Origin of the sequence: Albirhodobacter sp. R86504, from assembly GCF_042466415.1 — a bacterium.
Classification (GTDB): domain Bacteria; phylum Pseudomonadota; class Alphaproteobacteria; order Rhodobacterales; family Rhodobacteraceae; genus Albirhodobacter.
Genome location: NZ_JAXHCH010000002.1, coordinates 1,482,368 through 1,494,528, shown reverse-complemented (window position 1 = coordinate 1,494,528; position 12,161 = coordinate 1,482,368). Strand labels below are relative to the sequence as shown.

Here is a 12,161-nt window from a genome sequence, read left to right as displayed (position 1 = left end):
AAGACTGATCACAATAAACAGGCGGAAACCAATGGCACTCAATCTGATGATGTCGGAACGCGAAGAGCTCAAACCGCGGATCACCGTGTTCGGTGTGGGCGGTGCTGGCGGCAATGCGGTCAACAACATGATCGAAAAGGCACTGGAAGGTGTCGAGTTCGTCGTGGCGAATACCGATGCGCAAGCGTTGCAGCAATCCAAATCCACGGCACGTGTCCAGATGGGTGTTCGGGTGACCGAAGGTCTCGGCGCGGGGGCTCGCCCGTCGGTGGGGGCCGCGGCGGCGGAAGAAACCATCGAGGAGATCGTCGATCACCTTGCGGGCGCACATATGTGCTTCATCACTGCCGGTATGGGCGGTGGCACGGGCACGGGGGCTGCGCCGATCATCGCGCAAGCCGCGCGCGAGCTGGGCGTTCTGACCGTGGGTGTTGTGACCAAGCCGTTCCAGTTTGAGGGTGCCAAGCGGATGCGTCAGGCCGAGGAGGGCGTTGAGGCCCTGCAAAAGGTCGTCGATACGCTGATCATCATTCCGAACCAGAACCTGTTCCGTCTGGCCAATGAAAAAACCACCTTCACCGAGGCGTTCGCGCTGGCGGATGACGTTTTGTATCAAGGCGTTAAAGGTGTGACCGACCTTATGGTCCGTCCGGGCCTGATCAACCTCGACTTCGCAGACGTCCGCGCTGTGATGGATGAGATGGGTAAGGCGATGATGGGCACCGGCGAGGCTTCGGGCGAAGACCGCGCGATCCAAGCGGCCGAAAAAGCCATTGCCAACCCGCTGTTGGACGAAATCTCGCTGCGCGGTGCGAAGGGTGTTCTCATCAACATCACCGGCGGCGACGATCTCACGCTGTTCGAATTGGACGAGGCGGCGAACCGTATCCGTGAAGAAGTCGATCCGGATGCGAATATCATCGTCGGCTCCACGATGGATCCGTCGCTCGGCGGGATGATGCGCGTGTCGGTCGTTGCGACCGGTATCGATGCGGCTGCCGCGACGACTGAAGTGCCTGTTGCGCGCCGTCGTCTGGCAGAGCCGCTGACCTCGGGCGCGCCCGAGGCAGAGCAACCTGCTCCTGTCGCGGCTCAAAAGCCTGCATTGACTGTGTCTGTCGCGCAAGCGCCGGCACAGCCAGCCGCCGCGCAACCCGCGCAGCAGCCTGCCGCTCAAGCATCGCAGCAAGAGCGCATGATGTTCGATGACGCCTCCGATGATGCGCTGCCGCCGCCGGCCTACAAAACGCGACAGCAGCCGGAAAGCTTGCATGTCGAGGAAGACGCGTCGGCGTTCGTCGCACCGCGTCCGCGTGCGCCGGGGACACCTTCGCCAGAAGCGCTCGCGCGGTTGCAAGCGGCCGTTGTGAAGGCACCGGGCCAGCCACAGCAGCCGCGCCAAGCCGCGCCGCAAAACTACGCGCAGCCTCAGCACAGCGCGCCGCAGCACGGGCAAATGGCCGCGTCGCGTCCCGCACAGCCCGCCGCACCGGCACGTGCGCCGCAACCTGAGAAAAGCCGTTTTGGTCTGAACACATTGATCAACCGCATGACAGGTCACGCAGATGCCGACCAGCAGCCCGCGCGTCAGCAACCTGCACCGCAAGCGCATCACCAGCAAGAGCGTCAAGCCTACACTGGCCGCACGCAACATGCGCCAGCGCCTCAACCGCAGGCATATGACGATGAGCAAGAAGCGCATAGTGATCAGGACCGGATGGAAATTCCAGCCTTCTTGCGTCGCCAAGCGAATTAAATTGTTCACATAATTTTTGCAAAAGGGCCAGTTTCGACTGGCCCTTTTTGTTTTGTATCAATGGCTTGCGCATGTTCTGGCGATATTTCGCCCCCAGCAGCGGCTATTGTTTCAGGCCGTTACAATGTGTGAATTGTAGTGTGAGCCCCGCCCCCCTAAATCAAACTCAACGCAGCCGCCTATCGAAATATCAGGCAGCATCGCGCCGCGGAGCAGGGGAGTATCCCCGATGATCCCTCGCTAAAAAGGGAACCGCCGCAGAGCCAGCAAGGTTAATCCCTTGTCATAGTTTCGCCGCAGGTGCGGCCCCGCAAAGAGAGAGACGTCGATGAGACGTCCGCAGAAGGAGGCATAAGGTGCAAACCACGATCGCCAAATCCGCAACGTTCAAAGGTGTCGGCCTGCATTCCGGCGCGCCAGTGACCATGACAATCCGTTCCGCCTCTGCGGGCAACGGTATCGTGTTCCTGCGTACCGATCTTGCCAATGGTCACTCGGCTGGAATCGAAATTCCCGCCCGCTGGGATGTTGTAACTCCTTCCAAGCTTTGCACCTTGATTGAAGCGCATGGCGCGACCGTTTCGACGATCGAGCACGTGATGGCCGCCTTGGTTGGCACGGGTGTTCATAACGCCCTGATCGAAATCGACGGCCCGGAAGTTCCGATTCTTGATGGTTCGGCAGCGCCCTTCGTTGAGGGGATCTTGCGCGCGGGCGTTCGGGGGCTCGGCGCTCCTTTGCGCGCTTTGCGGATTCTCAAGCCGGTCGAATATGTCGAGGGTGAGGCGGTTGCCCGTCTTGAGCCTGCCGCGACGCTGGAGATGGAATTCACGATTGATTTCGTCGATGCGGCTATCGGGCATCAGGAAAAAAGCCTCGTTCTGTCCAACGGCGCGTTTGTTCGCGAGTTGATGGATAGCCGCACGTTTTGCCGCGAAGAAGATGTCGAGATGATGCGGGCGAACGGTCTCGCCTTGGGCGGCACCTATGAGAACGCCGTCGTCGTGAAAGGCGCGGATGTTTTGTCGCCAGGCGGTTTGCGCCACACCGATGAAGCTGTGCGTCACAAAATGCTCGACGCCGTCGGAGATTTGGCGTTGGCGGGTGGCCCGATCCTTGGCCGTTACGTCGGCAATCGTGCCGGTCACGCGATGACGAATAAGCTTTTGCGCGCCGTTTTTGCGGATGAAACCGCTTGGGAATGGGTCGATTGCACCCCGTCGCAGGCGCATTCGTTGCCGGGGGCCGGAGTTGTCGCGTTGCGTAGCAAACCCGCCAAAGCCCTTATTTCGCGCCCTGCGCCGCGTCCTCGGATGCAGGCCGCTTTGGCTGCGCATTAAACCTCGCGTATAATTCATCGAAAAACTGGGGCGTCAGCGTCGATTGGCGTTTTGCGCCCCAGATTTTTCTGTGATAGGACATGCCAACGGATCCCGAATTGGGGATCACTCAGAGAAACGAAGCGGGATAGGGCAGCACATGGCGCGGGTTATTTCGGCGGCAAAACTGGTCGGCCCATTTGTTTTGGCGGCCGCCATCGCGGGCTGCGCGCCCCACGGCAAAAAAGAGATTCCGCTTGATACATTCACCGCGGAAGAAATCTACAAGCGCGGCGAATACGAGCTTGAAGCCCAGACCAAACCAGATGACGCGATCCGCTATTTCTCCGAGGTTGAGCGGCTTTACCCGTATTCGGAATGGGCGAAACGCTCTTTGATCATGCAGGCCTTTGCGCAGCATAAATCGGGCGATTACGAATCTGCGCGCGCATCGGCGCAGCAATTCATCGATACCTATCCGGGCGATGAGGATGCAGGATATGCGAAATATCTCCTCGCGCTGTCCTATTATGACCAGATTGACGAAGTCGGCCGCGATCAGGGCCTGACATTCCTCGCGCTGCAAGCCCTGCGGGACGTGATCGAGCAATATCCGGAAAGTGAATATGCTCGGTCTTCGATCCTGAAGTTCGATCTCGCCTTTGACCATCTCGCCGCGAAAGAGATGGAAATCGGTCGCTACTACCTCAAGAAGGGCCATTACGCGGCCTCGATCAACCGTTTCCGTGTGGTGGTGGAGCAGTTCCAGACCACGACCCACACTCCCGAGGCGCTCGAGCGTCTGGTGGAGGCCTATCTTGCACTGGGGCTCACGGATGAGGCGCAAACGGCTGGCGCGATCTTAGGGCATAACTTCCAGTCGTCGCCGTTCTATCAAGATGCCTATAACCTGCTGACGAAGCAGGGGCTGGATATGAACGCGCATGGTGAAAACTGGCTGACCACCGTCTATCGGCAGGTGGTCAAGGGTGAATGGTTGTAAGGCGCACCGATGCTCCGCACGCTCGACATTCGCGATATGCTGATCATCGACCGGCTTGAGCTTGGCTTCGCTGACGGGCTCAATGTTCTCACGGGTGAAACCGGCGCCGGTAAATCCATTTTGCTGGATTGCCTCGGCTTTGTGCTTGGTTGGCGCGGCCGTGCGGAACTGGTGCGCCAAGGGGCGGATCAGGGCGAAGTGACTGCGGTTTTCGAGCTTCCCGAGGGGCATCCGGCCCACGGCATTTTGGCCGAGGCCGGCCTGCCAGACGGGGCGGAGCTGATCTTGCGGCGCGTGAACGCCCGCGATGGCCGTAAGACCGCCTATATCAATGATCGTCGCGCATCGGGCGAGGTGCTTCGCGCGCTTTCCGCGACTTTGGTCGAATTGCACGGGCAGCAAGATGACGGCGGGCTTTTGAACACGCGCGGGCACCGTGTCATGCTCGATTCCTTCGCTGGGCTGGAGGCGCAAGGCGAGGCTGTGCGCGCGGCTTGGGCCACACGCAGCCGTGCGGCGAAAGCGCTGGCGTTTGCGCAAGCGGCTCTGGCGGAAGTGCGCGCCGAGGAAGACTATTTGCGGCATGCCGTCGCCGAGCTGGATGCGATGGACCCGCAAGCGGGCGAAGAAGCCAAGCTCGACGCGTTGCGTCGTCAAATGCAAGCGGCAGAGAAAATTCGGGGCGATGTCTTGCGGGCACGCGATGCGATTTCTCCGAGCGGTGCGGAGGGAATCCTGCGGGATGCGGATCGCTGGTTGCAAGGGGCCGCGGACCGGGCGGAGGGGCGTCTCGATCCTGCGCTCGCCGCGCTTGATCGCGCAATGATCGAGCTTGGCGAGGCGCAGAGCAGTGTTGAGGCCGCGCTCGACGCGCTCGCCTTTGATCCTAACGAGTTGGAACGGGTCGAGGAACGCCTCTTTGCGATCCGTGCTTTGGCGCGCAAGCATGATGTGTTGGCCGATGATTTGGGCGCTTTCGCGGAGGGGCTGCGGGAGCGGCTCAAGGCGCTGGACGCGGGCGAGGGCGACCTCGCGCGGCTTAAATCGGAGCTGTCTGCCGCCGAGATCGCCTATGTCCGCGCGGCTGACGCGATTTCCACCGCCCGTAAATCTGCGGCAGGGCGCTTGGATGCCGCGATGTCGGCGGAGCTTGCGCCGCTCAAAATGGAGCGCGCAGTTTTCACCACGCAGGTCACGCGCGCCGAGGCGGGGCCCGAGGGGCACGATTCCGTCGCGTTTACCGTGGCCACCAACCCTGGCGCGCCCGCAGGGCCGCTCAACAAGATTGCGTCGGGCGGCGAGCTTTCGCGCTTTTTGCTTGCGCTTAAAGTTGTGCTCTCGCGCGGGATGGATGCTTTGGTGATGATCTTTGACGAGATCGACCGCGGTGTCGGCGGGGCCACCGCCGATGCTGTCGGGCGCCGTCTCGCCTTGTTGTCGCAAGGGGCGCAGGTGCTCGTTGTGACGCACAGCCCGCAAGTTGCGGCGCGCGGAGGTCATCACTTCCGCGTCCAGAAACAGGTTGCGAACGGGATGACGACGTCGACTGTTGTCGCGTTGACCGCGCGTGAGCGCGAAGATGAGATCGCGCGGATGATCTCCGGGGCGGAAGTTACTGAAGCCGCACGTGCCGCCGCGAACGAGTTGCTGGCCGGCTAATCCAAGCGGCCGCGCTTTGCCCCTTTAAGGTTCGACGACGAATTGGGCGGAAACAATCCGCCAACCGGCATTGGTCTGGGCCATTGTGGCGGCAAACACCGCGCCAATGCGGCCCGCGTCGGCGCCATCGGCATGGACCAATCCGCTCAGAACAAAGCGCTGTGTCACCACCGCGACATGCTTGCCCAATGGGCGCACGCGGGTTTTGCCCGTCACCAAGCGCGCGCGAGAGAATGCGCCTGCAAGCTCCCCCGCGAAGATCTCCTCAATCTGTTTGCGGCTTTCGGCCACGCCTCCGGTGAGCGAGATAAAATCGGCATCCTCGACGAAGAAATCGGCAAGGCCCATCGCGTCGCGTGCGCCCCATGCATGTGCAAAAGCACGGGGCAGGTCGGAAGGGGACTCAATCATGGGATCTCTCCGCTTGGTCTTGCTCAAAACTGTGGTGACATCGGGGTCTGCGGAGGGGCGGCATGACACCGGCCCCCAGCGTATCCGATCCGATACCATGGCCGCAGGTGATCACGCCACCCAATAGCGCGACCGCATCGGCCAAGTTTTGCGCATTGGGCGGGGCGGCATTGGGGCGGGGGGCTAAAGCGCCGCGCAAGCCGCCTCAAGCCATGCACGGGTAGGCGCGTCGACCAGCGGTTTGAGCGCGGTTTCCACGCGGCGGTGATAGGCGTTGAGCCAATGACGTTGGTCCTGCGTCAGCAGGTCAGGATCGATCAGACGCTTGTCAATCGGGCAAAGCGTCAGTGTCTCAAATGCCAGCTGGTCGCGCAGATCCCCGAGATCGGGCGCTTTAACGACGCGCACGAGGTTCTCGATCCGGATGCCAAACAGGCCTTCGCGGTAATAGCCCGGCTCGATCGACAGGATCATGCCCTCAAGCAAGGGAATGTTTGAGGCGCGAGAGATCCTTGCCGGACCTTCGTGCACGCAGAGCGCGGCCCCCACCCCGTGACCCGTTCCGTGATCGAAATCGAGCCCTGCGCGCCAAAGCGGGGCGCGGGCCAATGCGTCAAGATGCGCCCCCGCCACACCGCGGGGGAAACGGGCAGTCGACAGATCGATCATGCCCTGCAAGACGCGGGTATAGGGGGCAACGGCGTCTTGCAGCACCTCGCCAACGGGCACGACGCGGGTGATGTCGGTCGTGCCGTCGGGGTATTGCCCGCCGCTATCAATCAGTAAAATATCGCCTGTTCGCGTCGCGCGGTTGGTCTCGTGGGTGACGCGGTAGTGCACGATCGCCCCGTTCGGGCCCGCGCCGCAAATCGTATCGAAGGAGATATCAATCAACTGTCCGGTGGCAATGCGCGCCGCCTCAAGCCGCGTGACAATCTCGATCTCGGAGAGCGGATCGCCAGCCTCGGATTGGAATTGATCGGCCTCCATCGATGCAAGGAAGGTCACCATCGCCGCCCCGTCGCGCAGATGCGCGGCCTCCATCCCCGCGATTTCTGCGGGGTTCTTAACGGCTTTGCGGATCACGCAAGGGTCTGCGCCCCATATCAAGGGGGTTCCGGCCGCGGCCAGTTCCACGCCGATTTGCAAGGGCGCTGTTTCCGCATCCACCCGCACGGGCCCCGTCAGTGATCGTAACGCCGGAGCAAAGGCGCTGAGCGGGTGCAGGGTGACGGCGGAGCCGAGATGATCGATTACGTCCTCGAATTTCGTGCTCTGTGCGTAGAGGCTAACCTCGCCGCGCTCGTTCAAAATGGCGAGGGCCTGTGCGATAGGGTTCCGCGCGATATCGGCACCACGAATATTCAGAAGCCAGCAAATAGAATCCGGCAATGTCAGGACACACGCCCGCGCAGGCCCGATATCCGCGGCAATTGCGGCGCGCTTTTCGGCCGCGGACTGGCCGGCAAATTCGGCAGAATGGCGGCGCACGATTGCGCTTGGCGGGGCAGGGCGATCAAGCCAGACGCGATCGACAAGATTGTCGACGGCGCGCAGGGAAATGCCCTCAGGCAGGTCCGCTTGCAGACGATCTATTTCGCTTTTGGTGTGAAGCCACGGATCGAACCCGATCTCGCCGCCACTCAAGGCTTTGAAATTCTGTCCATCTTTCCCGCTGATTTGCGCCGCGATCCACGCCGCAGGCTGGATTTCGGGCCAAGCCACCGGCGTGAAGCAATCGGCAACCTGTGCGCGCACCTGAACACGGTAGCGCCCGTCGATAAACACGCCCGCGATTTCGGGCAGGACGATGCAAAACCCGGCCGATCCCGTAAAGCCCGTAAGCCACGCAAGGCGCTCGTCACAGGGCGCAACATATTCGCCCTGGTGCAAATCGGCGCGCGGAACCATGAACCCGAGTAATCCTTCCTGCGTGATTTGTTCACGCAGAGCTTGGAGGCGCGCAGGGCCGTGTTCGGGGGTGGTCGGGGCGGTAAAGCTCTGGAACATGGGGCCTCAATCAGAATTGGGGGAGAGGCGTCAGGTCATCCTGACGGCAGACGACACGTATCAAGCGCCCTCAGGAGGCGCGCTTGATCCCCTTGAAACGGGCGCGCGCGCGCGGATTGGAATCGAACAGCGCGGCGAGTTGCTCGGTCATCGCGCCGGCCAATTGTTCGACATCGGTGATCGTCACCGCGCGCGAATAATACCGCGTCACATCATGCCCGATCCCGATTGCGAGCAATTCGACCTGACGGCGGCGCTCGACCATCGCGATCACATCGCGAAGATGTTTTTCCAGATAGTTCGCGGGATTGACCGAAAGCGTGCTGTCATCCACGGGGGCGCCATCAGAAATCACCATCAAGATTTTGCGCGCCTCATGCCGCGCGACCATCCGCCGGTGCGCCCATTCCAGCGCCTCGCCGTCGATGTTTTCCTTCAGCAACCCTTCCTTCATCATCAAGCCAAGATTGGACCGCGTCCGCCGCATTGGCGCATCGGCGTGCTTGTAGATGATATGACGCAGATCATTGAGGCGGCCAGGCTGCTGCGGGCGACCATTCGCGAGCCATTTCTCACGGCTCTGCCCGCCTTTCCATGCGCGCGTGGTAAAGCCAAGAATCTCGACCTTGACGTTGCAGCGCTCCAATGTGCGGGCGAGAACGTCGGCGCAAATCGCCGCAATCGAGATCGGGCGCCCGCGCATGGAGCCAGAGTTGTCGATCAGCAATGTCACAACCGTGTCGCGGAATTCGGTATCTTTCTCGACCTTGAACGACAGCGGCGTCGTCGGATTCGCCACGACACGCGCCAGACGGCCCGCGTCCAGCGCCCCTTCTTCGCGGTCGAATTCCCAGCTGCGGTTTTGCTGCGCCTGCAAGCGGCGCTGCAATTTGTTGGCCAGACGCGACACCGCGCCTTTCAGCGGTTCCAGCTGTTGATCGAGATAGGCGCGAAGGCGTTCCAATTCGACGGGCTCTGCAAGATCCTCCGCCCGAATTTCCTCATCAAATTCCGTCATATAGACAGTATAATTCGGATCGGCGGAGGAATGCGGCGCAGGTGCGGGCGGCTCGATCGGCGCATCCGCTTCGGGCATCTCGACTTCCTCGGCCGTTTCTTGATCGGCAAGATCATCAAGGCTCGCGGTGGCGGTGGTCTGGTCGGAGCGCTCCTCCGAGGATTGCTCTGACTGCGCGTCGGACTCGTCCTCGTCGCCGCCTTCCTCTCGCGCTTGGTTATCCTCGATCTGCTCCTCGTCGTCGGTCTGTGCGCCCTCGTCTTCCTCCTCCTCGCCGCGATCAGGATCATCGCCAAGCTGATCGGCATAGCCCAGATCCGCAATGATCTTGCGCGCAAGGCGCGCGAAGGCCGCCTGATCGTTCAAGGCGTGGTCAACGATATCGAGATCGTCGCCTGTGCGGGTTTCGAAATAGTCGCGCCATAGATCAAGGGCTTGATTGGCGTTCGGGGGAAGTTTGACGCCCGTTGCCCGCTCGCGGATCATCAGGCCCGCCGCAACGGACAACGGGATATCCTTGCGTTCTGTCACCTGCGCGTAGCCTTTACGCGCGGCCTCGTGTTCGATCTTGGCGTTGATATTGCCCAATGTTCCGGGCATGTCGCGCGCGCCCAAAGCCTCGCAGCGCGCTGTTTCCATCGCGTCATAGAGTTCACGCGCGATCTCGCCGGTCGGCGTGTAACGCGATGAAATCGCCGCGTTATGGTGACGCATCCGCAGCGCAAGCGCGTCTCCCGTGCCCCGTGCCAACAAGACCTCCTCGCGGGTCATGCGGCGCGAGACCTGCGGCAGGCGCATGGTGTCGCCAGAAATGCCCGCCGGATCAACCGAATAGGTCACCGAAAGCTCTTGCGCATGGGCAAGGGTTTTGGTGGCCTCTGCGAGGGCCTTTTTGAACGGGTTGGCGGGGTTGTCTGACGGTTTGCTCATGTGTTGATAAATGCCCTGCGCGGCGCAAGATGCAAGGGTAAATCCGGCAGGAATTTATCTCAACGCGCCGCTTGTCGGGAAAGTGCTGTGCTGATGGGGCGCGCGAGGGCGTGGGGGAGCCGAAAATCGACGCGATTTCCGTCCCCCCCCGCGCAAAGGAGAGGGGTGACTGGTCAGGCTGACAGGGCGACGCAGGCTGCGATGTCATGCGCCAAAGCAGTCTTGCGCGAAATCGTGACGTTCGCAGTCGGGTCCATCCGGATCGAGCGCAGCAATTCGGCCATTTTGAACTGGGTGATTTCACGATCGCTGGCGAACAGCTCGGCGTCGAAATCATCCATCTTCGAGGCGGTTGCCTCAAGCTTGCGGCTATCTTTGTCCCAGTCCCCGCGATCATCGGCCGTCGAATAGGCGGTCATATAATCCGAGATTCCAACACACCGCGCGTAGCTGCGCATGTCCGGCTCGGGCGAGGCGATTTTGCTCGCGCGCGTCATCAGCGACACCATCATCGTATCGGCCGTGTCATCGGGGCGGATCGCGTCTTGCGCGATCGTCAGGCCCGTGCCTTTGCCCGCGCCATATCGCGGCGCAGTGAGCGAAACGCTGTCATTCGCGCTCATAAGTGCCATGTCTTCGTTATTGGTAGCGCACGCGCCCAGCGTAAGCGCCATAGCAACTGCACTGAGTTTCTTGATTGCCCGCATCCTAAACACCTCATGCTCGGCGCTTCTTTGAGCGCGCTTTTCTGCGCTCGTTTTCGGGCGCTTGGCCTCACATTGCGGGAAGCGGCGCGAAATCTCAACCTTTATTGCGCGCGCATGGGCAAGCAGCTGCGCCGAAGGGGCATCCGCATTCTCCCGCATTTCCCCCGCGCGGGAGAAAACGAAAACCGCCCGCAGGATGCTGCGAGCGGTTTTGGATTTTGCGTTTTTTGCGGCGATCAGCGCGCCATCATCGCGGCCGATTCCGGAAGCTCTTGATCAAACAGCCTTTGGTAGAATTCCGCCACGGTTTGGCGTTCCAACTCATCGCATTTGTTGAGGAATGTCAGGCGGAAGGCGTAACCGATATCGTTGAAGATACGCGCGTTTTGCGCCCATGCGATGACGGTGCGCGGCGACATCACCGTGCTCAAATCGCCGTTCATGAAAGCGGTGCGCGTCAGATCCGCAACATGCACCATCTGGCTGATTTCCTTGCGGCCTGCTTCGGTGTTGTAGGCGGGATTTTTGGACAGAACGATTGCCGCTTCCGCATCGTGGCTGAGGTAGTTCAACGTCGAGACGAGCGACCAGCGGTCCATCTGGCCTTGGTTGATCTGCTGGGTGCCGTGATAGAGGCCCGTCGTGTCGCCAAGCCCAACGGTGTTGGCCGTCGCGAAGAGGCGGAAGGACGGGTGAGGCGTGATGACTTCGTTCTGGTCGAGCAACGTGAGCTTGCCATCCGCCTCCAGAACACGCTGGATCACGAACATCACATCCGCGCGGCCCGCATCATATTCGTCGAAGATGATCGCGGCCGGATTGCGCAGCGCCCAAGGCAGAATGCCCTCGTGGAACACGGTCACCTGTTTGCCATCAACCAGCTTGATCGCGTCTTTCCCGATCAGGTCGATGCGACTCACGTGGCTATCGAGGTTGACGCGAACGGTTGGCCAGTTCAGCCGCGCAGCGATTTGCTCGATATGGGTGGATTTCCCCGTGCCGTGATAGCCTTGGATCATCACGCGACGATTATACGCAAATCCGGCAAGGATCGCGAGCGTCGTGTCACGGTCGAATTTATATGTGCTGTCTACATCGGGAACGCGGTCGGAACGCTCAGCGAAGCCCTTGACCTTCATATCGCTGTCGACACCGAAAACTTCGCGGACGTCAATATCTTCGGTCGGTTTTGCTGTCTGGTCGGTCATCGTCGCGCCTTTTCCTCTCGGGCGGCCCTATGCAGCCCCGTTTGCAGGTTTTGTGAAACATATTGCGCAGGGCTGCAAGGGCAAGTGGATTTCGTTGTGATCTATCGCAACATCTGCGTGGCGCGATTGGCGGTGTAATC

10 protein-coding genes are annotated in these 12,161 nt (G+C 61.1%); 5 read left to right on the top strand and 5 right to left on the bottom strand.

Annotated elements, in window-relative coordinates; genetic code table 11:
• Nucleotides 1-31: 31 nt before the first annotated feature.
• From ftsZ to recN, 4 genes are all read left to right on the top strand, one after another.
• A complete protein-coding gene (gene ftsZ / locus SJY32_RS09190; protein WP_376874104.1) occupies nt 32-1,756 on the top strand; it encodes a cell division protein FtsZ in 1,725 nt (574 codons plus the stop codon).
• 356 nt (nt 1,757-2,112) lie between these two features.
• Complete coding sequence (lpxC, locus tag SJY32_RS09185; protein ID WP_376874102.1) at nt 2,113-3,096, top strand: UDP-3-O-acyl-N-acetylglucosamine deacetylase; 984 nt, start codon at nt 2,113-2,115, stop codon at nt 3,094-3,096.
• Between the two features lie 139 nt (nt 3,097-3,235).
• Nucleotides 3,236-4,078, top strand: a complete 843-nt coding sequence (locus SJY32_RS09180; protein WP_376874100.1) for an outer membrane protein assembly factor BamD — start codon at nt 3,236-3,238, stop codon at nt 4,076-4,078.
• Nucleotides 4,079-4,087: 9 nt separating this feature from the next.
• A complete protein-coding gene (recN, locus tag SJY32_RS09175; RefSeq protein ID WP_376874098.1) occupies nt 4,088-5,737 on the top strand; it encodes a DNA repair protein RecN in 1,650 nt (549 codons plus the stop codon).
• Between the two features lie 24 nt (nt 5,738-5,761).
• Here recN and SJY32_RS09170 read toward each other — a convergent pair whose 3' ends face one another.
• Nucleotides 5,762-6,148 (bottom strand): SgcJ/EcaC family oxidoreductase, encoded by a 387-nt coding sequence (locus tag SJY32_RS09170; RefSeq protein ID WP_376874096.1) that lies wholly within the window; start codon nt 6,146-6,148, stop codon nt 5,762-5,764.
• Here SJY32_RS09170 and SJY32_RS09165 point away from each other — a divergent pair.
• Nucleotides 6,147-6,275, top strand: coding sequence for a hypothetical protein (locus SJY32_RS09165; RefSeq protein WP_376874094.1), 129 nt, complete (start codon nt 6,147-6,149; stop codon nt 6,273-6,275). The genes SJY32_RS09170 and SJY32_RS09165 overlap by 2 nt on opposite strands.
• 56 nt (nt 6,276-6,331) lie before the next feature.
• On the opposite strand, the gene SJY32_RS09160 is transcribed toward SJY32_RS09165, so the two are convergent.
• The 4 genes from SJY32_RS09160 to cobS form a co-directional block, all read right to left on the bottom strand.
• Complete coding sequence (locus tag SJY32_RS09160) at nt 6,332-8,158, bottom strand: aminopeptidase P family protein (protein ID WP_376874092.1); 1,827 nt, start codon at nt 8,156-8,158, stop codon at nt 6,332-6,334.
• A gap of 70 nt (nt 8,159-8,228) precedes the next feature.
• The gene (gene cobT / locus SJY32_RS09155; protein ID WP_376874090.1) at nt 8,229-10,106 is read right to left on the bottom strand and encodes a cobaltochelatase subunit CobT; all 1,878 of its coding nucleotides are present in this window, start codon (nt 10,104-10,106) and stop codon (nt 8,229-8,231) included.
• 173 nt (nt 10,107-10,279) lie between these two features.
• Nucleotides 10,280-10,738 carry a hypothetical protein gene (locus SJY32_RS09150; RefSeq protein ID WP_376874088.1) on the bottom strand — a complete coding sequence of 153 codons (459 nt, stop codon included), beginning with the start codon at nt 10,736-10,738 and terminating at the stop codon, nt 10,280-10,282.
• 311 nt (nt 10,739-11,049) lie between these two features.
• A complete protein-coding gene (gene cobS / locus SJY32_RS09145; RefSeq protein ID WP_376874086.1) occupies nt 11,050-12,021 on the bottom strand; it encodes a cobaltochelatase subunit CobS in 972 nt (323 codons plus the stop codon).
• Between the last annotated feature and the right edge of the window lie 140 nt (nt 12,022-12,161).

Excerpts from the sequence above, each read along its gene's own strand:
- SJY32_RS09160 (WP_376874092.1), bottom strand. The coding sequence starts at position 8,158 with ATGTTCCAGAGCTTTACCGCCCCGACCACCCCCGAACACGGCCCTGCG.
- SJY32_RS09165 (WP_376874094.1), top strand. The coding sequence starts at position 6,147 with ATGGGATCTCTCCGCTTGGTCTTGCTCAAAACTGTGGTGACATCGGGG.
- ftsZ (WP_376874104.1), top strand. The coding sequence starts at position 32 with ATGGCACTCAATCTGATGATGTCGGAACGCGAAGAGCTCAAACCGCGG.
- SJY32_RS09180 (WP_376874100.1), top strand. The coding sequence starts at position 3,236 with ATGGCGCGGGTTATTTCGGCGGCAAAACTGGTCGGCCCATTTGTTTTG.
- recN (WP_376874098.1), top strand. The coding sequence starts at position 4,088 with ATGCTCCGCACGCTCGACATTCGCGATATGCTGATCATCGACCGGCTT.
- cobS (WP_376874086.1), bottom strand. The coding sequence starts at position 12,021 with ATGACCGACCAGACAGCAAAACCGACCGAAGATATTGACGTCCGCGAA.
- SJY32_RS09150 (WP_376874088.1), bottom strand. The coding sequence starts at position 10,738 with ATGGCACTTATGAGCGCGAATGACAGCGTTTCGCTCACTGCGCCGCGA.
- cobT (WP_376874090.1), bottom strand. The coding sequence starts at position 10,106 with ATGAGCAAACCGTCAGACAACCCCGCCAACCCGTTCAAAAAGGCCCTC.
- SJY32_RS09170 (WP_376874096.1), bottom strand. The coding sequence starts at position 6,148 with ATGATTGAGTCCCCTTCCGACCTGCCCCGTGCTTTTGCACATGCATGG.